We start from the raw sequence: 20,010 nt of genomic DNA on the forward strand, positions 1-20,010 counted from the left end.
CGGCAAAGCAAGGTGCTATCCGGACATTGTTTTGCCCCGGTTCAGCGTCTTTGGTCGAGTTTCTTATTTTCATGACCCTCAAAGGATTCGATGCATGCCCACCGCTCGCAAGATTCTGATCGTGGATGATGATAGCGATCTGCGCGAGGCGCTGATGGAGCAACTCGCCCTGCATGAAGAGTTCGAGCCGAGCGCCGCCGACACCGGCGCCAAGGGTGCGCTTGCCGCGAAAACCGACTCGCCCGACCTCGTGTTGATGGATGTCGGCCTGCCCGACACCGACGGCCGCGAGGTGGTGCGCGGCCTGCGCAAGAGCGGCTTCAAGGCGCCGATCATTATGCTTACCGGGCACGATGGTGAATCCGACACCATCCTCGGGTTGGAGTCGGGTGCGAACGATTATGTCGCAAAGCCGTTCCGCTTCGCCGTGCTGCTCGCGCGAATCCGCGCGCAGCTGCGTCAGTACGAGGCGAGCGAGGATGCGGTGTTCTCGGTCGGGCCTTACAGCTTCCGCCCCGGCTCGAAGATGCTCACCGGCGCGAACAGCAAGAAGGTGCGGCTCACCGAAAAGGAAACTGCGATCCTGCGCTTCCTCTATCGTGCGGGCCAGCAGGCGGTGACGCGCGAAACGCTGCTGCAGGAAGTGTGGGGTTACAATTCCGGCGTCACCACGCACACGCTGGAAACCCATATCTACCGGCTTCGCCAGAAGATCGAGGAAGACGCCGCCAATCCCGAAATTCTGGTGACAGAGTCGGGCGGCTACAAACTTGTCCCCTGATCTGTGGCATAGCATGATGCGAGACTCATCTCATGGTCCCGCGTCGCGTTCCCAGCTCAGGTTCTTATGTCGATTGAAGACGATATCGCTCTGCTAGCCCGCGTGCCGGCGCTGAACCTGCTCGGCATGGCCGCGCTGCAGGTGCTTGCGATCGGCGCGGAGCAGCGCGATTACGGCCATGGCGATGTCTTGTTCCACCAGAACGATATTGCCGATGCCGGCTATGTGGTCCAGCGCGGCTCGTTCCGCATCGCCGCCGAGGGCGGGCCTGAAATGGTGGCGGGTGCGGGCGAGCTGATCGGCGAGCTTGCGTTGATCCTCGACATGCGCCGCCCCGCAACCGCGACTGCGCTTGAGCATTCGACCGTGGTGCGGGTGTCGCGCACGCTCTATCAGCGCGTGCTGGAAAGCCACCCCGAAGCCGCGCGTCGTATTCGCGACGATCTCGCCGCACGCACCAATGCAACGACAAGCGCGATTGCGCGGCTGACGTCGAAGCTGGTGTGATTGGTTTCGACGGCCGCGCCGAATTATCTGATCCGTCATGGCCGGGCATAGCCCGTCGAAGACGGGCGTGAACGCCCTGATGTCCCGGCTATCTACGTCTTTTTTCTGTACTGAAATTCCCAAGACGTGGATGCCCGGCATAAAGCCGGGCATGACGAGTAGTTGGTTCGTCTAAATTAAAGTGGCTTTCAGATATCCAGCACCGCCGTCACCGGCACATGGTCGGAGGGCCGCTCCCAGCTTCGCGCGTCACGCAAAATCCGGAAGTCACGCACCTTGTCGCCAAGCGCGGGTGAAACCCAGATGTGATCGAGCCGGCGGCCGCGATTGCCCACGGTCCAGTCGGCGGCGCGATAGCTCCACCAGGTATAGACTTTCTCGTCCATCGGAATGCGCTGGCGCGCGACGTCGATCCAGCCGCCTTGCGCCTGCACGGCGAGCAGTTTCTCGCATTCGACCGGCGTGTGTGAAACGACATTAAGAAGCTGGCGATGCGACCACACGTCGTGCTCGTGCGGCGCGACATTGAGGTCACCAACCAGAATATGGTTCGCGCCATCCTCCGCATGTAGCGGCGTGCAGTCGCGCATCTCGTCGAGGAAGGAGAGCTTGTGCTCGAACTTCGGATTGAGCGCCGGATCGGGAATGTCGCCGCCGGCGGGGACGTAGAAATTGTGCAGCACCAGCGGTGCAGCAAGGCCTGCACTTTCGCCGAACGCAACCGAGATGTGGCGTGAATCGACCTTGCCGCAGAACATGCGGATGTCTTTTGAAAGGAACGGCCGCTTCGAGACGATGGCGACGCCGTGATAGCCCTTCTGACCGTTCAGCGCGATGTGCTCATAGCCGAGCCGCTGAAAGCGCTTCAGCGGAAAAACGTCGTCGATGCATTTCGTCTCCTGCAGGCACAGCACGTCGGGCCGCCGGTTTTTCAAAAACTTGGCGACGAGATCGATGCGCAGGCGAACGGAATTGATATTCCAGGTGGCGATGGTGAAGGGCATGAGACGCGGAGGTTTGTGCGCGCGCCTTATCGCACAGGACGGCGGCGATGTCTAAAGCGCGCGCCGGTTGCGTGGATAACCTCAGTTCGAACCGCCCTGATAGGTGGTGTAGTCGATCTTGAACAGGCTCGGATCTGGCTTCTTCGACGCGTCGAGGTTGTAGACCGCAACCGTGGTGTCATAGCCCTGCGGGTCGGTGACGGTCCACTGCTTCAGCTTGTCGTCTTTCGCGCCCACCATCAGCGTCAGCCGGCTGGTGCCGGTGACCGCCTGCTTCTCCTCGATGGTGATGCTGATGTAGAGATCGTCGGCGCTGATGCCGGTGACGTTGGTGTCCTTCAATAGATCGATGTGTGAGGCGAGCAGATAGCGCAGCGGCGTCTGCGACAGCGGATAGACGTCCTGCGTCGCCAGGCGACGGTCGCGCACGATTACGCTGGTGCCGTCGGCAACGAGCGCGATCGGCGAAGGATCGTCATACTCGAAGCGGATCTTGCCGGGCTTGAGCATGTAGAAGGTGCCGGTGGTGCGGCTGCCATCGGGGCCGACCTGCACGAAATTTCCCGAGAGATTCTGCACCGACGATAGATAGGCGCTGACCTTGGCGGCGAGCGCGCGCTGGTTTGCATCGAACGCCTGCACGCGCGGCGCGGCACTGTCGTTGCCGAACAGCTTTTTCAGTGCCGGCAGAATCGGATTCGGAGCAGGTTCGGCAACCCGCTGCCGCGGTGTGCTGCTGGCGGAGGGTGCAGCCGGCGCGGGGGCGGGGGCAGGCTCGGAGGTCGCGACCTGCATGTCGCGCGCCTTCGGTGCCGGGCGCGGCAGCGGCACGGCTTCCGCCTCGGCAAACGCCGCTGCCGCGATGACGGCGGCAAGGGCAAGACGCGGCAGGGTTTTGCGGGCGAGAGACATGGGGCGGTTTCGACGGTTCAAGGAAGGTCCTGCCGGGCGTTGAAAGACGATGAGACGAGTCTAGCGGCCAGTGATGGCGTTTTCGCGACCCATTTTGTGGCTCGTTGTCCGATCCGCTGCGTGATCTTTGGAGACGGCGTGCTCAAAAGCCCTCCTCCTCCGGGACCAGAATTTCGCGTTTTCCGGCGTGGTTTGCCTGCCCGACGATGCCCGCTTCTTCCATGCGCTCCATCAGCGTCGCGGCCTTGTTGTAGCCGATCTGCAGCCGGCGCTGGATGTAGCTCGTCGAGGCCTTGCGATCACGTTTGACGATCGCGATCGCCTGCGCGAGCAGGTCGCCCTCGCCGCCGCCCATGCTCGTGTTGTCGAACACGGCGTTGCCGTCCTCGTCGGTTTCCTCTTCCGCGGTGACCGCTTCGAGATATTCCGGCGAGCCTTGCGTCTTCAGGTGACGCACGATCTTTTCCACTTCCTCGTCGGACACGAACGGGCCGTGCACGCGGCTGATGCGACCGCCGCCCGCCATGTAGAGCATATCGCCCTGGCCGAGCAGTTGTTCGGCGCCCATCTCGCCGAGAATGGTGCGGCTGTCGATCTTCGAGGTCACCTGGAAGGAGATGCGGGTCGGGAAGTTCGCCTTGATGGTGCCGGTGATGACGTCAACCGACGGACGCTGCGTCGCGAGGATCACGTGCAGGCCGGCGGCGCGCGCCATCTGCGCGAGACGCTGCACCGCGCCTTCAATGTCCTTGCCTGCGACCATCATCAGGTCGGCCATCTCGTCGACGATGATGACGATGTAGGGCAGCGGCTCGAGTTCGAGTTTCTCTTCCTCGTAGATCGCCTTGCCGGTTTCCTTGTCGAAACCGGTGTGGACCGTACGCGTGAGCTCCTCGCCCTTTGCTTTCGCTTCGGCAACCCGCGCGTTGTAACCGTCGATGTTGCGCACGCCGAGCTTCGCCATGTTCTTGTAGCGCTGCTCCATCTCGCGCACCGCCCACTTCAGCGCGACCACGGCCTTCTTCGGATCGGTCACGACCGGCGTCAGCAGATGCGGAATGCCGTCATAGACGGAAAGTTCGAGCATCTTCGGATCGACCATGATGAGGCGGCATTGATCGGGCCGCAGCCGATACAGCAGCGACAGGATCATGGTGTTGATCGCGACCGACTTGCCCGAGCCGGTGGTGCCCGCAATCAGCATATGCGGCGTGCGTGCGAGGTCGATGATGACCGGATCGCCGCCGATGGTTTTGCCGAGGCAGAGCGGCAGCTTGGCATTGCTCTCGGTGGCTTCCTTCGCGGTCAGCAACTCGCGCAGATAAACCTTCTCGCGCTTGGCGTTCGGCAGTTCGATGCCGATGGCGTTGCGCCCGGCAACCACCGCGACGCGCGCGGAGATCGCGCTCATCGAACGGGCGATGTCGTCGGAGAGACCAATCACGCGTGAGGATTTGATGCCGGGCGCGGGCTCGAGTTCGTAGAGCGTCACCACCGGACCGGGGTTCGCCTTCACGATCTCGCCGCGCACGCCGAAGTCCTGCAGTACGCCTTCCAGCGAGCGGGAATTCTCCTCGAGCTCGTCCTTGCTGAGCGTGTGACGGTCGGAAGCTTTCGGCGTGGCAAGCACCGAGATCGGCGGCATGACGAAGGTGGTGGATTTGCGCGAGGATGGCTTGGCGGCGCGCTTGCGACGCGCGGGCGCGCGCTCTTCCTCTTCGTCTTCCTCCTCGTCCTCGTCTTCCTCTTCCTCACTCTCCTCGTCGTAGAGCTCTTCGTCTTCGTCCTGCGGCACCAGCGAGGGGCTGCGGCCATGCAGCGTGGGCTCGGTACGCTCGAAGGCTGCGCGGCGTGACTCGTTGCGGCCGACCGCGAGCGCGAACAGCGCGCGCAATGCCCGGCCGATCCGCGCCTTGGTGCTGATCGCGGCGTGCATCAGGAAGCCCAGTGAGAGCAGACCCGGCGAGGTGTCTTCCTCGAATGCTTCCTCGTCGTCATCGATCGCGGCGATCTCGTCATCCGGATCGGCCTCGCGTGCGCCGTAGCCGCCGGCGAATGCACAAGTCACGACAACGCCGATGCCGAGGAGAAGTCCGAGCCCGAGGCGATACAACAGGCCGGGCGGGCCGAACACCACGGCCGGCACGCGCACGATGGCATCACCGACCACGCCGCCGAGCCCAGTTGGCAGTGGCCACGCCAGGCTGTGCGGCCAGCAGCTTGCGAAACCGGACGCCAGCACCGCGCACAAAATCCAGCAACCGAGCCGCATCGCCTCGCGGTCGAACGGCCGGTGGGTGAGCAGCCGCCAGCCCCACACCGCGACGGGCAGGATCAGCATGATGGTGCCGAGGCCGAGGATCTGCATCAGAAGATCGGAGCCGATCGCACCCGGCCAGCCGAGCAGATTGCGGATCGGACCGGAGGTCGCGTGACTCAAGCTCGGGTCCTGCACCGACCATGTCATCAGCGCAGCAGCGGCAGCGCCGGCGAAGATGATGATCGCAAGACCGATCAATTCGCGCAGACGCCGCATCAGCATCTCGCGGATAGGGTCGGAGAGCTGTCCGACCAGAGGAACGACGCGTTCAATCGACATGCTGCGTCTCAACCCCGCGCTTCGTGATCGTTGAGGACGTCCACCATGCGCCGGAGCGCTTCCGTGGTGGTGTCGGCGGCCTGCACCAATGCGACGCGGATGTAACCCGCGCCGGGATTTAGGCCGTCGGAGCCGGTACGGGCGAGGTAGCTGCCGGGCAACACCCGCACGCCCCCCTCCCGGAAAAGCTTGATGGTCGCGGCTTCGTCGCCGCCATAGGCGGAGACGTCGAGCCACACGCAGAAGCCGCCGGCCGGGCGGCGATAATTGAAGCGGTTGCCGAGCACGATGTCGGCGGCATCGAATTTCTGCCGGTAGAGGTCGCGGCTCACCTCGACATGCGCTTCGTCCTGATAGGCGGCGGCGCCGACATGCTGCAGCGGCATCGGCACTTGCGGCGCGGCGACGTTGCGCCACTCATGGAAGCGGCGAATGAAGGCGCGATCGCCGGCAACGAAACCGACGCGCAGACCGGGCAGGTTCGAGCGTTTGGAGAGCGACTGGAAGGCCACGACATTTTTGAAGTCGGGGCCTGAGTTTTCCAGAATGCTGCCGGGCGGCGTTTGTGTGTAGATTTCGGAATAGCACTCGTCGCTCAGCACCATGAAGCCGTAGCGGGTCGCGAGTTCGCTGAGCCGCGCGAAATAAGCGGGTGTTGCGACCGAGCCCTGCGGGTTCGCGGGCGAGGCGATATAAATCGCGACCGTGCGCGCCAGCAGCGCCTCGTCGAGCGCGTCGAGATCGGGCAGGAAACCTGTTTCGCGGGTCGCGGGCAGGAACACGGCCTCGCAGTTTGCCCCGCGCGCCGCCGCGGCATAGGCCGGATAGAACGGGTTCGGCATCAGGATCGCGGGCGCGCCGCGGCGCGGGCCGACGAAGGCGGCCGCTGCAATCGCGGCGTGAAACAGTCCCTCGCGACTGCCGTTCAGCACCAGCACTTCGCTTTCCGGATCGAGCGCGCGCGGCAGGGTGTAGCGCCGCGACAGCCAGACGGAGACCGCGGCACGCAACGCCGGAATGCCGTTCGAGGGCGGATAGCGGTTAAAATCGCCGAGATTTTTTGCAAGCACCTCGCCGAGGAAGGGCGGCATCGGATGCTGCGGCTCGCCGAGCGAGAGATTGATGAGCTTTTGCCCCGGCTCAAAGGGCGCGAGCAACTCCGTCAGCCGCGCAAACGGAGAGCGTTCGCTGGCCGCGGGCGCGGCAGCGGTCTCCGGGCGGGACGGATCGGAGGCAACCATTACAAAAAGCCCAGCACTTTCAATCGGGTCGGTCATCACCGGCAGATGCGGAAAAGATTGCTCCACCATAGCGGTGGCGAGGTTAAGACGCGATTAACCATCGGACCTGCCATCGATTTTCGCCAAGGCGGCCGGGTGCGGTGCGCACCCTGTGGCGCTTGTCGCCAAAGACCTCGTCGCTCACGAAAAAGGGCTCCGGCATGTGCCGGAGCCCTTTCGTGGCCGGGGCGTGCCGGGAACGCGCCCCGACCGGAGGTTCCGTCCGCGTTCACATGTTGTAGGCGCGTTCGCCGTGGTCGGTGATGTCGAGGCCTTCGCGCTCGGCATCGACCGCGACCCGCAATCCGATCGTCAGGTCGAGCACCTTGAAGATGCAGGCCGAGATCACGCCGCACCACACCACCGCAATCGCAACCGCGACGCACTGGGTCCAGAGCTGGGCGGCCATGTCGTAGTTCTCGACACCAACGCCGCCGAGCGAGGTGCTGACGAAGATGCCGGTGCCGATCGACCCGACGATGCCGGCTACGCCATGGACACCGAACACGTCGGCGCTGTCGTCGTAGCCGAGCGCATTCTTCACCGTGGTGCAGAAGAAGAACGACACAACGCCGCCGACGACGCCGAGCACGATGCCGCCGATCGGGCCAACAAGCCCGGCCGCCGGTGTGATCGCGACAAGGCCGGCGATGACGCCGGAGACGGTGCCGAGCAGTGACGGCTTGCCCTTCACCGCCCACTCGACCAGCATCCAGCCGAGCGCCGCAGCGGCGGTGGCCAGCAAGGTGTTGACGAGCGCCAGTGCCGCGACGCCGTTTGCGGCAAGTGCCGAGCCTGCGTTGAAGCCGAACCAGCCGACCCACAGCAGCGCCGCGCCGGTGAAGGTCAGCGTCAACGCATGCGGCGCCATGATCTCGCGGCCATAGCCAACGCGCTTGCCTGCGATCAGCGCACCGACAAGGCCTGCGATACCGGCATTGATGTGCACCACCGTACCGCCCGCGAAATCAAGCGCGCCGAGCTTGAATAGATAGCCGTCGGACTGCCACACCATGTGCGCCAGCGGATAATAGACAAGCGTGATCCACAACAGCGCGAACAGAAGCACTGCGGAGAACTTCACGCGCTCGACAAATGCGCCAATCGCAAGCGTTGGCGTGATTGCCGCGAATGTCATCTGGAAGGCGAAGAATACGTACTCGGGAATCGTGCCGCCGTCATTCACGGTGTCCTTTGTGACGCCGAGAAGAAATGCCTTGGAGAAATCGCCAAGCACCGCAGAGCCGCCGGTGAAGGTGAGGCTATAGCCATAGATCACCCACAGCAGCATCGAGATGCAGGCGACGGCGAGAACCTGCGTAAGCACGGAGAGCATGTTCTTGGTGCGGATCAGGCCGCCATAGAACAGTGCAAGGCCGGGCACGATCATCAACAGCACGAGAACCGTCGAGACCATCATCCAGGCGGTGTCGCCCTTGTCGGCAACGGGGGGCGTGCCTGCGGCCTGGGCGAGCGCCGCGCCGCTTGAAAGCACGATGGCCGCGAAAGCGAGCCATCCCGCGCGAGAGGCAGACGAGAACGTCATGGTTTGAACTCCTGAGTGAAAAAGGGAATGGGGTTGCTGCATCAGATGGCCGCGTCGTCGGTCTCGCCGGTGCGGATGCGCACGGCGTGCTCGATGTCGCTGACGAAAATCTTGCCGTCGCCGATCTGGCCGGTTCTGGCCGCGGTGCAGATCGCCTCGATCGCGCGCGTGACGTCGGCGTCGGCGACCGCGATCTCGAGTTTGATTTTGGGCAGGAAGCTCACGGCATATTCGGCGCCGCGATAGATCTCGGTATGACCCTTCTGGCGGCCATAGCCCTTGACCTCAGTTACCGTGAGGCCGTGCACGCCGACCGCGGTCAGCGCGTCACGAACCTCCTCCAGTTTGAACGGCTTGATGACAGCCATCACGATCTTCATGCGTCTGTTCCCCGCTTGGCCCGGATGCCGGGCTTGGCCGTTTCGGGATCGCCATGCGGAGAAGGACACGCCGCGGGCACCCGCCGGAACAGACAAATCAAAAGCCGTGCCAGTGGGAGCGCGGCTGCTATCTATTTGATAGGAAATATGATTCAGGCGTACCCAGAGGCAGGCAGGTAACTGGCCAGACGCTGCCGCTCAAAGCGGCGACAGGGCCGCCTATAAATTAGGCAGTCATAAAACTTGCTGGAAAGATGCGCAGAGTGGTTTGCGGGATCGCGCGCTCAGACCGCTGACGGCTTCGTCCGACGGACCCGGATCGAGCCTTCCTGAGCGACCGAGGCCACCAGCGTGCCGTCGGCGCGGAAGATCAAGCCGCGGGAGAAGCCGAGGCCGTCATGGGTGTTCGGGCTGTCCTGGGTGTAGAGCAGCCACTCGTCGGCGCGGAACGGGCGGTGAAACCACAGCGCGTGGTCGAGGCTCGCGGCGCTGATGCTGTTCTCGAACACCGTGCGGCCGTAGCGTGCGAGCGCGGCATCGAGCAGCGAGAAGTCGGAGGCGAAGGCGAGCGCGCATTGATGCAGCGCCGGATCGTCTGGCAGCGCCCGCGCGGCCTTGAGCCAGATGTGCACGCGCCCGTCGGTGACTTTCTTGCCGACATAGCGCGACAGATCCGTGGGCCGCATCTCGAACGGCATATCGGCCTCGAAGAAACGGCGGATGAAGTTCGGCATTTCGCTGCGCATCTTCTCGCCTATGGTCTCGGCGAGATCGAGTCGCTTCACTTTGTCGGGTGGCGGCACGTCGGGCATCGTGGCCTGATGGTCGAAGATGCTGTCTTCCTGAACGTGAAACGAGGCGATCATTGAAAAGATCGCAGCGCCTTTCTGCATCGCGCTGACGCGCCGCGTCGTGAAGCTGCCGCCGTCGCGCAGCCGTACCACTTCGTAGATAATCGGAATGCTCGGGTCGCCCGGCAGGATGAAATAAGCGTGCAGCGAATGCGGCAGGCGATTCTCGACCGTACGGCATGCAGCAACCAGCGCCTGCCCGACCACCTGCCCACCGAACACCCGGGTCCAGCCGCTCGCCGGGCTCAGGCCGCGGAAGATGTCGTCACCCAGCGATTCGATATCGAGAATGGACAGAAGGTTGGAGAAAGAAGGCGTCATATCGTCCCTTTCCGCAGCCCGTCGCGGCGGCCGGTCCGCAAGGGTGGTTCCGTTAAGCAGCGCGGGACGTTATAAAACGCGCGAGGCCGGGCTCCGCAAGCGATCTCGCGCGTTGTCGTGACGGCAATTGGTTGGAGTGTGCAGGGGCGATGGCGAAATCACAAGGCATCGTGATCGGCGGCGGCGGCATGGCGGGGCTCGCGCTCGCGCTGGCGCTGCGTCAGGGGCTCGGCGCGGACGTTCCGGTGATCGTCGCAGATCCCGCATTCGACAAGGGGCCGAGCCGCGATCAGCGCGCCTCCGCCATCGTTGCGGCCTGCCGCAGACTGTTCGAGGCGCTTGGCGTGTGGGCCGATGTCGCGCCGCGCGCGCAGCCGATCCTCGACATGGTCATCACTGATTCGAAATTGCAGGACGCGACGCGTCCCGCCTTTCTCACCTTCGCGGGCGAGGTCGCGGCCGGCGAGCCGTTCGCGCACATGGTGGAGAACCATCATCTGATCGATGCGCTGACGAGCCACGCCAAAGCAAACGGCATCGAGTTGCGCAACGATGCGGTCACGGCCTACGAGGCGCGCGACGGCGGCATTGACGTGGCGCTCGGCGGTGGCGATGTGATCGCCGCGCAATTGCTCGCGGCGGCCGATGGCGCGCGCTCGAAAATTCGCGAGCGCGCAGGCATCGCAACCCATGGCTGGGATTACAATCAATCAGCGATCGTGGTCACGGTCGGTCATGAGCGCGATCACGAAGGCCGCGCCGACGAACATTTTCTTCCCGCGGGTCCGTTCGCGATCCTGCCGCTCACCGGACGGCGCTCCTCGCTGGTGTGGACCGAGCGGCCGGAGGAAGCCGCGCGCCTCATCGCGCTCGAGAGCGAGGCGTTCAAGACCGAGCTCGAAACACGCTTCGGTTTGCATCTCGGCGAACTGGAAGTTCTCGACAAGCCACGGACGTTCCCGCTTCGCTATTTCGTGGCGCGCTCCTTCATCGCGGATCGCGTGGCGCTTGTCGGCGATGCCGCGCACGTCATTCACCCGATCGCGGGGCAGGGGCTGAACCTCGGTCTCAAGGATGTCGCGGCGTTGGCGGAAGTCGTGGTCGAGGCCGCGCGGCTCGGTACCGACTTCGGCGCGGCCGATGTGCTTGAGCGCTATCAGCGCTGGCGACGGTTCGACACCATGGCAATGGGTGTTGCGACCAACGTGCTGAACGGGCTGTTCTCGAACGACTTCACACCGCTGCGCGCGGTCCGCGATATCGGGCTCGGTCTGGTCGATCGCCTGCCGCCGCTGAAGGGCGCGTTCATCCGCCAGGCAGCGGGCCTCACCGGCGACGTGCCGCGGCTGCTGCGCGGAGAGGCGTTGTAGCTTCGGTTGTCATTGCGAAGAGCAGGTGCGATGACATTCTATCCTCCGTCATGGCCGGGCTTGACCCGGCCATCCACGTCCTTCTTTCGGCTGAAATTTTTAAGACGTGGATGCCCGGCATGACGACAGGGATTGTCGCAAGTACTCATCGCAATGACGAAACTAATCCAGCTTCCGCGCTTCTTCCGGCAGCATGATCGGAATGCCGTCGCGGATCGGATAAGCAAGCTTGGCGCTGCGTGAAATCAGCTCCTGCCGTTCGGCATTGTATTCCAGCACGCCCTTGGTCACCGGGCACACCAGAATCTCCAGCAATTTGGAGTCGACCGGGTCGGAGTCGCTCGCGGGCGGAATGTTCGTCGTCATCGGAACCATCGCATCGGGTCAAACAATCAAAGCAAAGATTATTGCAACGGCGGATCGCCGGTCGTGGTTTTCTTGGCGAGGTCCATCTGCGTCACTGCGATCAGAATCTCGGCGCGGGTCTTGAGGTCGGGCGCCTCCAGAAGCGCTTGCTTCTCGGCCGGCCCGTAAGGCGACATCATCGCGAGCGCGTTGACGAGCGCCTCGTTCGGTGCGCTGCGAATGCCGTCCCAATCCACCTTCAGCGCATTGGCCTTGAGAAACTTGGTGAGTGTGTCGAGCAGCGCGTCGCGGTCGACATCCTCCTCGCCCTTGCGGGCGGTGAAGTCATCGATGAACGGAAAGAAATCGACCCGGCACTGCCGGTAGGGCGTGAGCACGGTGAGCTCCTCGACCACCTGAAAGCGTGCGACGCCGGTGAGTTCGAGAATGTAGCGGCCATCCCCGGTCTCGCCGAACTGCGTGATGCGTCCGACGCAGCCGATCCGGAACAGCCGCGGGTGTTCCTCGCTCTCCGAATTGGCGATATCCGGCTGGATGATGCCGATCATGCGGTGACCGTCGCGCAGTGCATCGTCGACCATTTCGAGATAGCGCGGCTCGAAGATGTTGAGCGGCATCTGCCCGCGCGGCAGCAGCAGTGCGCCGGGGAGCGGAAACACCGGAATGATTTCGGGAAGATCGCCCGGCCCGCGATATTCGGAATTGATGGCCATTCGATTTAGGTCCCCGATTGGCGGACGTCACGCAAACAGGATCGTGGAGAGCCGCTTGCGCGCATCCACCGTGGCGTCGTCATCGCCGCCCCAGGCTTCGAAGAACTGCAGGAGCTGCTTGCGCGCGGCGTCATCATTCCATTTGCGGTCGCGCTTGACGATCTCAAGGAGGTGCGTCGCGGCGTCACTGCGCTGCCCCTTGGCGTTGAGCGCGGTGGCAAGGTCGTAGCGGGCCTGATGGTCGAGCGGGTTTGCGGCAACCTTCTGCTCGAGCTCGGCGACCGGGCCGACTGCCTGTGCCTGTTCCACAAGGTCGAGCATCGACTGCACGGCGGCGACCGCGGGGTCTGCCCGCTTCGCTTCGGGCACCATCGCCAGCGTCTGCTTGGCCTGATCGAGCGAGCCGGTGACTACGTAACAGCGGGCAAGGCCGGCGAGCGCCGGAACGCTGGCGCTGTCCTGCGCGAGTGCCTCGGCGTAGAGCGAGGCGGCGGAGGCGGCGTCGCCTTCCGCGAGCAGGGCGTCGGCTTCCGCCAGAATGTCGGCGTCGCCCGACGGCATGCCCTGGGTCAGCTTCTCGATGAAGGCGTTGATCTGGCCTTCCGGCTGTGCGCCCATGAAGCCGTCGGCCGGCTGGCCGTTGACGAAGGCGATCACGGCCGGGATCGACTGAATGCCCATCTGGCCGGGAATGGCCGGGTGCTCGTCGATGTTCATCTTGACGAGTTTGACCTTGCCCTTGGCCGCGCGCACCGCCTTCTCGATGATCGGGGTGAGCTGCTTGCACGGGCCGCACCAGGGCGCCCAGAAATCGATCAGCACCGGCTGATGCCTAGATTCCTCGATCACGTCGCGCACGAAGGTTTGCGTCGTGGTGTCCTTGATGAGGTCGGACCCCGAGGCATCGTCATTGTGGTCGAGTAGCGTCACGTCGTTCCATCCCACCTGGCGGTTGCTTTGGGCTCATTTACCATGCCCCGTCCTAAAATGGCGGTGAAAGTGACGATTTCAATTGCGGAAGCGCTTGAAATCGTTCCCGAACACGAGGCGCCGGGATATCGCAAGGCGAAAAAGGCCGCCTTTCTCTGTTGCATTGCCGAGCCGGGTTTGGCATAGGTTGCGCCCGGCGGCGCGCTGCGCCGCCCTGTCTGTGATGCGGGTGTAGCTCAGGGGTAGAGCACGACCTTGCCAAGGTCGGGGTCGAGGGTTCGAATCCCTTCGCCCGCTCCAGAACTCTTCGGGCTTTGCGCAAGAAGAGATTGGCAACCACGAAAAGCCGCCGCAAGGCGGCTTCGTCGTTTTCGGACCTCGTCGCTTCCGAGCTTGGTCGTTGCTGGCCGCGGCTTATTTTCGCGGCTCGCTTTCGAGCCTTTCCCTCCGGACAACCTTTGCAGCTTCCCCGCGTTGCCCTCATGATGGATCGCAACAAGGGGAAGGGGATGGCCGACCTGCAACGCTTCATCGACGCGCAATGGCCGCTCTATGATCGGGTGCTGGCCGAACTGCGTGCCGGGCAGAAGCGCACGCACTGGATGTGGTTCGTGTTTCCGCAGATCGAAGGACTCGGCTCGAGCGCCATGGCGCTGAAATACGCTATCGCCTCGCGCGAAGAGGCCGCCGCCTATCTCGCTTGTCCGTTGCTCTGCGGCCGGCTCGAGGAATGCACCGCGCTTGTAAACGCCATCGATGGAAAGTCGGTGTACGAGATTTTCGGCTCGCCGGACGATCTGAAATTTCATTCGTCGATGACGTTGTTTGCGCGGGTTGCGAAAGGCCGTAGCCTGTTCGCGGCCGCGATCGAAAAATATTTCGACGGGCGCCTCGACGAAGCAACGCTGCAAAGGATCGGAGAGGCATGAAGCTGAACGGCCACTGTTCGCCTGTTGTGACCATCACGCCCGAACGGATCGCAACCGCGACCTTGAGCGTCGAGACGCCGCGCCGCGGGTTCTTCGATATCACCGCACAGGCGCAGGCGTTTCTGCGTGACGCAAAAGCGGGCGATGGCGCGCTGATGCTGTTCATCCGCCACACCTCGGCCTCGCTCACCATTCAGGAAAATGCCGATCCGGATGTGCTGACGGATCTCACCGATGCGCTCGACCGTCTCGCGCCGGAAGACGGCGGCTGGATTCATACGGTCGAGGGTCCGGATGATATGCCCGCGCACATCAAGACGATGCTGACATCGTGCAGCCTTCAGGTGCCGGTGGAGAAGGGCGCGATGATGCTCGGCACGTGGCAGGGCATCTACCTGATCGAGCATCGCGCGCGGCCGCACCGGCGCGAGATCGTGCTCCAATTCATCGGCAGCACAGCCGCCTGAAATCAGGCACTCGCGGCCTTCTCCTGAAACAGCTCCGTGGTGAGCCGCTCGACATGGCGGCGCACGTCGATCGGCCAGTCGGCGATCAGTGCATGAAAGCGTGCGCCATCGTCGGCATAGAGCGCGCGCAGCGCTTCCTCGTAATGCGGCTTGTTGCCGGCGATCGCGGACATGAAGCGATGCGCGGCCTCGCGCCGGTCGCGAGTCTCGCCTTCGGCGGAGGTCTGGCGCCGCGCCTCCTCGATCAGCTTGCGCAGCGTGACGGATGCGCCGCCGGGCTGGGCGGCGAGCCACTCCCAGTGCCGCGGCAGCAGCGTCACCTCGCGGGCGACGACGCCGAGCTTCGGTCGCCCGGGGCCGCGATGCGGTGTCGCCTCTGTCCGGGCCGCCCTGATCCGGGTGGTGATGTCGGCAATCGAGCCGCGAAGGTCGACCTCCACCGGGTGACAGGTCTCGATGTCGAACAGCAGCACCCGGCTGTGCGGGTGAGCGGACAGCGCCTGCTTCATCCGCACGGCGACGTCGACAAGGTCGCCCTGGGCAATGCAGCGGTCGTCCTCGAAGGCAATAACCTGACTGGAAGGCATGGGAAATCCGGGATGAGAGAGCGATTTCCCCTAAATATACCCGGATAAAATTAACTCGTCAATATTACCCGGATATTATTTAGGCGGTCGGTCCAGCGCCGGCCGCTCGCCGAGCACCACGCCGGGCGGCGGGACGTCGTCCTCCGGCAGAAAAATATCCGGCATCAGAGGCACAGACGGGTCGACCCGATAGGGCTCGAAATCGGTCACGCCCTCGGCTGCAAGCACGCTGTCGTCGATGCAGAATTGTCCGGTGAACTCCCGCGCCGGCCTGGCGAGGATCGCGTGCGCGGCATCGGCGACGATCTCCGGCTTGCGGCTGGCGCGGATCATCGCCTCGCCCCCGAGCAGATTGCCGACCGCGGCAGTGGCAATCGTCGTGCGCGGCCACAGCGCGTTCACCGCGATGGCGTCGGCTTTCAATTCGCCCGCGAGGCCGAGCACGCACATGCTCATGCCGTATTTCGCGATGGTGTAGGCGGTCGACGGCGCAAACCATTTGGTCCGCATGTCGAGCGGCGGCGACAGCATCAGGATGTGCGGGTTGGACGCCTTCTTGAGATGCGGGATGCAGGACTTCGAAACCAGAAATGTGCCGCGGGTGTTGATTGCCATCATCAGGTCGAAGCGCTTCATCTCGGTCGCCTGCACCGGCGTCAGGCTGATCGCGCTCGCATTGTTGATGCAGATGTCGATGCCGCCAAATTCCTTCACGGTGGCGGCGACGGCGGCGAGCACCTGATCCTCATCGCGGATATCGCAGGCAAGCGGCAGCGCGCGTCCACCTGCCGCCTCGATCTCTTCCGCCGCGGTGAAGATCGTGCCTTCGAGTTTCGGTTGCGGCGTCGTGGTTTTCGCGGCGGTCGCGATGTTGGCACCGTCGCGTGCCGCGCGTTTGGCAATCGCAAGGCCGATGCCGCGGCTGCCGCCGGTGATGAAAAGCGTCTTGCCCTTGAGTGTGCTCATGCCTGCTTCCGCTTTTGATGGAAATTAAATCTGTCATTGCCGGGCTTGACCCGGCAATCCATCTTCTTGAAACGACTCTTCGTTTTGATGGATGCGCGGGTCGAGCCCGCGCATGACGATTCCGAGTAACACGAAACGCTCTCAATAACCCGCCGCCATCGCGCCACGGGTGCGCGGATCGGCGGCGCCGAGCCAGCCGCCCTTGGTTGCAGCAATCGAATTCGCCGAGGTCTGCCCCATCGGCGCGACAAGGTCGTGGCCCTTGGCGCGCAGCCCATCGAGCGTCGCCTGCGGGAAGCCGCGCTCGATCCGTACCTCGTCCGGCCGCCATTGATGATGCAGCCGTGGGCGGCTGACGGCCTGTGCGATATTCATGCGGTGGTCGAGCGTGTTGACGATCACCTGCAGCGTGGTCGAGATGATGCGGCTGCCACCCGGCGAGCCGGTGACGAGCACAACCTCGCCGTCCTTCAGCACGATGGTCGGCGTCATCGAGGACAGCGGCCGCTTGCCGGGCCCCGGCAGGTTCGCGTCATAGCCGACCAGTCCGTAGGCATTCGCAGCACCCGGCGCCGCGGTGAAATCGTCGAGCTCGTTGTTGAGAAGAACACCGGTGCCCTCCGCAACGAGACCCACGCCATAGCTGAAGTTCAGCGTGTAGGTGTTGCTGACCGCATTGCCTTGCGCGTCCACCACCGAGAAATGCGTGGTGTTGGTGCCCTCATGCGGCTGCGCGCCAACAGCCGCCGTCACCGCCGTCGCCTTGCCGGGATCGATGTCGCGGCGCAATTGCGCGGCATAATTTTTGGACATGAGCCGCGTGAGCGGCACGTTGACGAATGCGGGATCGCCGAGATAGCGCGCGCGGTCGGCGTAGGCGCGTTTCATCGCCTCGATCAGAACATGCAGCGAGGCCGGCGTCTGCGCGCCCAATTTGCGCAGATCGTATCCCTCCAGAATGTTGAGCGTCTCGATCAGCACGGTGCCGCCGGAGGATGGCAGCGGCATCGAAATAATATCGTAGCCGCGATAGGTGCCGCGCACCGGCTCGCGCCATACTGGGCGATAGGCTTCCAGATCGTCGCGGGTGATGATGCCACCCGCCGCCTGAATGGCGGCGGCAAGCTTGTTCGCGACCGGCCCCTGATAGAAGCCGTTAGCACCATGATCGGCAATCGCCTGCAGCGTGTCGGCAAGATCGGTCTGTTTGAGGCGGTCACCATCGCGCAGCGGCGTGCCGTCGGCACGCACGAACATCTTTGCGCCGGTCGGCCAGCGCGACAGCCGCGGATAGGCGCGCGTCAGCGTGTCGGCGATGTCACCAGTGACGACGAATCCCTCGCGCGCGAGCTTGATCGCGGGGGTGAGCAGATCGCGCAACGAGAGTTTGCCCGAGCCGTAACGTTCCAGCGCCGCAATCAATCCCGCGACCGTGCCCGGCACGCCGATGCCGAGCGCGCTGTCGCGTGATTTTGCGGAATCTGGCTTGCCGTCCGGCCCAATGAACATTTGCGCCGTTGCGGCGGCCGGCGCAGTCTCGCGATAATCGAGCGCGATATCTTGCTTCTCGTTTGCGAGGTGGATCACCATAAATCCACCGCCGCCGATATTGCCCGCGCGCGGATAGGTCACCGCCATCGCAAAGCCGGTCGCGACCGCGGCATCGACCGCATTGCCGCCGCGTTTCAACACATCCGCGCCGATCTTGGCGGCAAGCCGTTCCTGCGCCACCACCATGCCGTGGCGTGCAAACACCGGCTTCGCGGGTGCCGTGGTCGCCTTCGATGCGACGCGGGCATCCTGCGCCAACGTCACCGCGGGCGAGAACATCAGGAGCAGGGCGAGAAGAAAATGTTTCAAGCGATGCTTTCCGGATTTCGCGTGCAACGGCACGGCGAGAATCAGTGTGAATTGCTCTATAAGGTGCGCGGGCAGCCTGGTTCGGGACACTAGCCGCCCGGCCCCGATCCGCCAACGAACATGAAGGTGATGATGACGTCCGTTGCGCCCGCCCTTGCATCCGAGCCGATGCGTACCTATCCGCAACGCTCGGCGGTGATCGGCTGGATTTTCTTCGATTGGGCGGCGCAGCCTTACTTCACACTGATCACCACGTTCGTCTTCGCGCCTTATTTCGCAACGCGCGTTGCGCCCGATCCTGCGACCGGCCAGTCGCTGTGGGGTTTTGCCACTTCGATTGCCGGGTTCCTGATCGCGTTTCTCTCGCCCGTGCTCGGCGCGATTGCGGATGCGGGCGGGCGACGCAAGCCGTGGATCGCGGCGTTCGGTGCGTTGCTGGTGATTGGCTCGGCGGCAATGTGGATCGGCCGCCCCGGCGATCCCACCGTCATCGTGCCGGTGCTGATTGCCTATGCGGTGGCGACCGTGGGCGCGGAGTTCGCGACCGTCTTCAACAATGCGATGATGCCTTATCTGGTGCCGCCCGAGAAAATCGGCCGCCTCTCCGGCACCGGCTGGGCGACCGGCTATATCGGCGGCATCGTCAGCCTCGTGCTGGTGCTGGGCTTTCTTGCGGCGAACGAGGCGACCGGCCGCACGCTGTTCGGCCTCACGCCACTGTTCGGGCTCGACCCTTCGATGCATGAGGGCGACCGCATCTCGGGGCCGCTCACGGCGTTGTGGTTTGTCGTGTTCGTGCTGCCGATGTTTTTGCTGACGCCCGATCATGCGGCGAAGAAGCCTGCGTCGGGTGCGGTGCGCGAGGGATTGCGTGAACTGCGCGGAACGCTGCGCGCGCTGCCGTCGCAGCCCAATATCGCGACGTTCCTCATCGCCAACATGGTCTACACCGATGCGCTGGTCGCGCTGTTCGCGTTCGGCGGCATCTATGCGGCGGGTACGTTCGGCTGGCAGACCATCCAGATCGGCACCTTCGGCATTCTGCTTGCGGTGAGCGGCACGCTGGGCGCATGGATCGGTGGCAAGCTCGACGATCTGCTTGGGCCGAAGAGAGTGATCATGGGATCGATGACGATCCTGCTGATGGCAATCCTCGCGATTCTCACCATCGATCGGGATACGCTGTTCCTGGTGGTGAAAGTCGCGCCACCGGCGCCGGGCGGCGGCTTGTTCGCAGCCGCTGCCGAGCAGGTCTATCTCGGACTTGGGTTGTTCATCGGCCTTGCGGCGGGGCCGTTGCAGGCCGCCTCGCGCACGCTGCTGATTCGCCTCGCGCCGCGGGAGCGCATCACGCAGTTCTTCGGGCTGTTCGCGCTGTCGGGCAAGGTGACGTCGTTCTTCGCGCCGCTCGCGGTCGGCGTCGTCACCGCGCTCACTGCCAGCCAGAAAGCCGGCATGGCGGTGCTGATCGTGTTCTTCACGGCAGGCTTGTTATTGCTCGCGCGGGTGAAGGAGCCCGCGCGGAGACGAGCGTAAACATTGCACCTGTCCCAGATGCGTGTGCAGTGCGGAGCGGTGCACCGCTGATCCGGGACCGTACCACTCCCGTTTCTGGAATGGCCCCGGCTCTTCTGAGCGGCA

The 20,010-nt window shown here is 64.0% G+C and carries 19 protein-coding genes and 1 tRNA gene; 7 read left to right on the plus strand and 13 right to left on the minus strand.

Annotated elements, in window-relative coordinates:
- The first annotated feature begins 94 nt into the window (after positions 1-94).
- Both OCA5_RS00855 and OCA5_RS00860 read left to right on the plus strand, forming a co-directional pair.
- A complete protein-coding gene (locus OCA5_RS00855) occupies positions 95-781 on the plus strand; it encodes a response regulator transcription factor (RefSeq protein WP_012561536.1) in 687 nt (228 codons plus the stop codon).
- A 66-nt stretch (positions 782-847) separates the two neighbouring features.
- A complete protein-coding gene (locus tag OCA5_RS00860) occupies positions 848-1,288 on the plus strand; it encodes a cyclic nucleotide-binding domain-containing protein (RefSeq protein WP_012561535.1) in 441 nt (146 codons plus the stop codon).
- A 188-nt stretch (positions 1,289-1,476) separates the two neighbouring features.
- On the opposite strand, the gene OCA5_RS00865 is transcribed toward OCA5_RS00860, so the two are convergent.
- From OCA5_RS00865 to tesB, 7 genes are all read right to left on the minus strand, one after another.
- Positions 1,477-2,292 carry an exodeoxyribonuclease III gene (locus OCA5_RS00865; protein ID WP_012561534.1) on the minus strand — a complete coding sequence of 272 codons (816 nt, stop codon included), beginning with the start codon at positions 2,290-2,292 and terminating at the stop codon, positions 1,477-1,479.
- Positions 2,293-2,373: 81 nt separating this feature from the next.
- Positions 2,374-3,204: an outer membrane lipoprotein carrier protein LolA gene (locus OCA5_RS00870; protein WP_012561533.1), complete on the minus strand. Its 831-nt coding sequence runs from the start codon at positions 3,202-3,204 to the stop codon at positions 2,374-2,376.
- Positions 3,205-3,346: 142 nt separating this feature from the next.
- On the minus strand, positions 3,347-5,803 hold the full coding sequence (locus OCA5_RS00875) for a DNA translocase FtsK (RefSeq protein ID WP_012561532.1): 2,457 nt from the start codon (positions 5,801-5,803) through the stop codon (positions 3,347-3,349).
- An 8-nt stretch (positions 5,804-5,811) separates the two neighbouring features.
- Entirely contained in the window at positions 5,812-7,044 is a 1,233-nt protein-coding gene (locus tag OCA5_RS00880) for an aminotransferase class I/II-fold pyridoxal phosphate-dependent enzyme (RefSeq protein WP_041559626.1), read from the minus strand.
- A gap of 268 nt (positions 7,045-7,312) precedes the next feature.
- Positions 7,313-8,629: an ammonium transporter gene (locus OCA5_RS00885; RefSeq protein ID WP_012561529.1), complete on the minus strand. Its 1,317-nt coding sequence runs from the start codon at positions 8,627-8,629 to the stop codon at positions 7,313-7,315.
- A gap of 41 nt (positions 8,630-8,670) precedes the next feature.
- Positions 8,671-9,009: a P-II family nitrogen regulator gene (locus OCA5_RS00890; RefSeq protein WP_012561528.1), complete on the minus strand. Its 339-nt coding sequence runs from the start codon at positions 9,007-9,009 to the stop codon at positions 8,671-8,673.
- 284 nt (positions 9,010-9,293) lie between these two features.
- A complete protein-coding gene (gene tesB, locus OCA5_RS00895; RefSeq protein ID WP_012561527.1) occupies positions 9,294-10,181 on the minus strand; it encodes an acyl-CoA thioesterase II in 888 nt (295 codons plus the stop codon).
- A 149-nt stretch (positions 10,182-10,330) separates the two neighbouring features.
- Between tesB and OCA5_RS00900 the strand changes: the two genes are divergently transcribed.
- On the plus strand, positions 10,331-11,551 hold the full coding sequence (locus OCA5_RS00900) for a ubiquinone biosynthesis hydroxylase (protein WP_012561526.1): 1,221 nt from the start codon (positions 10,331-10,333) through the stop codon (positions 11,549-11,551).
- A 162-nt stretch (positions 11,552-11,713) separates the two neighbouring features.
- Here OCA5_RS00900 and OCA5_RS00905 read toward each other — a convergent pair whose 3' ends face one another.
- Genes OCA5_RS00905 through trxA form a run of 3 tightly spaced genes read right to left on the minus strand, consistent with a single transcriptional unit; the run spans position 11,714 to position 13,560 of the window.
- Positions 11,714-11,917, minus strand: coding sequence for a Trm112 family protein (locus tag OCA5_RS00905; RefSeq protein ID WP_012561525.1), 204 nt, complete (start codon positions 11,915-11,917; stop codon positions 11,714-11,716).
- A gap of 38 nt (positions 11,918-11,955) precedes the next feature.
- Positions 11,956-12,630 (minus strand): LON peptidase substrate-binding domain-containing protein, encoded by a 675-nt coding sequence (locus tag OCA5_RS00910; protein ID WP_012561524.1) that lies wholly within the window; start codon positions 12,628-12,630, stop codon positions 11,956-11,958.
- A 27-nt stretch (positions 12,631-12,657) separates the two neighbouring features.
- Complete coding sequence (trxA, locus tag OCA5_RS00915) at positions 12,658-13,560, minus strand: thioredoxin (RefSeq protein WP_012561523.1); 903 nt, start codon at positions 13,558-13,560, stop codon at positions 12,658-12,660.
- A gap of 225 nt (positions 13,561-13,785) precedes the next feature.
- Between trxA and OCA5_RS00920 the strand changes: the two genes are divergently transcribed.
- The 3 genes from OCA5_RS00920 to OCA5_RS00930 all read left to right on the plus strand — a co-directional run bounded on the left by OCA5_RS00920 (position 13,786) and on the right by OCA5_RS00930 (position 14,956).
- Positions 13,786-13,860 (plus strand) — tRNA-Gly (locus tag OCA5_RS00920).
- Between the two features lie 209 nt (positions 13,861-14,069).
- Entirely contained in the window at positions 14,070-14,489 is a 420-nt protein-coding gene (locus OCA5_RS00925) for a DUF1810 domain-containing protein (RefSeq protein ID WP_013912729.1), read from the plus strand.
- Positions 14,486-14,956: a secondary thiamine-phosphate synthase enzyme YjbQ gene (locus OCA5_RS00930; RefSeq protein ID WP_012561520.1), complete on the plus strand. Its 471-nt coding sequence runs from the start codon at positions 14,486-14,488 to the stop codon at positions 14,954-14,956. Before OCA5_RS00925 ends, OCA5_RS00930 begins: the two co-directional genes overlap by 4 nt.
- Before the next feature lie 2 nt (positions 14,957-14,958).
- Here the strand turns inward: OCA5_RS00930 and OCA5_RS00935 are convergent, their stop codons facing one another.
- From OCA5_RS00935 to ggt, 3 genes are all read right to left on the minus strand, one after another.
- On the minus strand, positions 14,959-15,543 hold the full coding sequence (locus OCA5_RS00935) for a DUF2239 family protein (protein WP_012561519.1): 585 nt from the start codon (positions 15,541-15,543) through the stop codon (positions 14,959-14,961).
- 75 nt (positions 15,544-15,618) lie between these two features.
- Positions 15,619-16,509, minus strand: a complete 891-nt coding sequence (locus OCA5_RS00940) for an SDR family oxidoreductase (protein ID WP_012561518.1) — start codon at positions 16,507-16,509, stop codon at positions 15,619-15,621.
- Between the two features lie 141 nt (positions 16,510-16,650).
- A complete protein-coding gene (gene ggt / locus OCA5_RS00945) occupies positions 16,651-18,369 on the minus strand; it encodes a gamma-glutamyltransferase (RefSeq protein WP_012561517.1) in 1,719 nt (572 codons plus the stop codon).
- A gap of 132 nt (positions 18,370-18,501) precedes the next feature.
- Here ggt and OCA5_RS00950 point away from each other — a divergent pair, with 132 nt between their 5' ends.
- A complete protein-coding gene (locus OCA5_RS00950) occupies positions 18,502-19,905 on the plus strand; it encodes an MFS transporter (RefSeq protein WP_041559625.1) in 1,404 nt (467 codons plus the stop codon).
- Positions 19,906-20,010 lie beyond the last annotated feature (105 nt).

It is taken from the genome of Afipia carboxidovorans OM5 (genome assembly GCF_000218565.1).
GTDB classification, from domain to species: domain Bacteria; phylum Pseudomonadota; class Alphaproteobacteria; order Rhizobiales; family Xanthobacteraceae; genus Afipia; species Afipia carboxidovorans.

Excerpts from the sequence above, each read along its gene's own strand:
- OCA5_RS00855 (WP_012561536.1), top strand. The coding sequence starts at position 95 with ATGCCCACCGCTCGCAAGATTCTGATCGTGGATGATGATAGCGATCTG.
- OCA5_RS00860 (WP_012561535.1), top strand. The coding sequence starts at position 848 with ATGTCGATTGAAGACGATATCGCTCTGCTAGCCCGCGTGCCGGCGCTG.
- OCA5_RS00865 (WP_012561534.1), bottom strand. The coding sequence starts at position 2,292 with ATGCCCTTCACCATCGCCACCTGGAATATCAATTCCGTTCGCCTGCGC.
- OCA5_RS00870 (WP_012561533.1), bottom strand. The coding sequence starts at position 3,204 with ATGTCTCTCGCCCGCAAAACCCTGCCGCGTCTTGCCCTTGCCGCCGTC.
- OCA5_RS00875 (WP_012561532.1), bottom strand. The coding sequence starts at position 5,803 with ATGTCGATTGAACGCGTCGTTCCTCTGGTCGGACAGCTCTCCGACCCT.
- OCA5_RS00880 (WP_041559626.1), bottom strand. The coding sequence starts at position 7,044 with ATGGTTGCCTCCGATCCGTCCCGCCCGGAGACCGCTGCCGCGCCCGCG.
- OCA5_RS00885 (WP_012561529.1), bottom strand. The coding sequence starts at position 8,629 with ATGACGTTCTCGTCTGCCTCTCGCGCGGGATGGCTCGCTTTCGCGGCC.
- OCA5_RS00890 (WP_012561528.1), bottom strand. The coding sequence starts at position 9,009 with ATGAAGATCGTGATGGCTGTCATCAAGCCGTTCAAACTGGAGGAGGTT.
- tesB (WP_012561527.1), bottom strand. The coding sequence starts at position 10,181 with ATGACGCCTTCTTTCTCCAACCTTCTGTCCATTCTCGATATCGAATCG.
- OCA5_RS00900 (WP_012561526.1), top strand. The coding sequence starts at position 10,331 with ATGGCGAAATCACAAGGCATCGTGATCGGCGGCGGCGGCATGGCGGGG.
- OCA5_RS00905 (WP_012561525.1), bottom strand. The coding sequence starts at position 11,917 with ATGACGACGAACATTCCGCCCGCGAGCGACTCCGACCCGGTCGACTCC.
- OCA5_RS00910 (WP_012561524.1), bottom strand. The coding sequence starts at position 12,630 with ATGGCCATCAATTCCGAATATCGCGGGCCGGGCGATCTTCCCGAAATC.
- OCA5_RS00925 (WP_013912729.1), top strand. The coding sequence starts at position 14,070 with ATGGCCGACCTGCAACGCTTCATCGACGCGCAATGGCCGCTCTATGAT.
- OCA5_RS00930 (WP_012561520.1), top strand. The coding sequence starts at position 14,486 with ATGAAGCTGAACGGCCACTGTTCGCCTGTTGTGACCATCACGCCCGAA.
- OCA5_RS00935 (WP_012561519.1), bottom strand. The coding sequence starts at position 15,543 with ATGCCTTCCAGTCAGGTTATTGCCTTCGAGGACGACCGCTGCATTGCC.
- OCA5_RS00940 (WP_012561518.1), bottom strand. The coding sequence starts at position 16,509 with ATGAGCACACTCAAGGGCAAGACGCTTTTCATCACCGGCGGCAGCCGC.
- OCA5_RS00950 (WP_041559625.1), top strand. The coding sequence starts at position 18,502 with ATGACGTCCGTTGCGCCCGCCCTTGCATCCGAGCCGATGCGTACCTAT.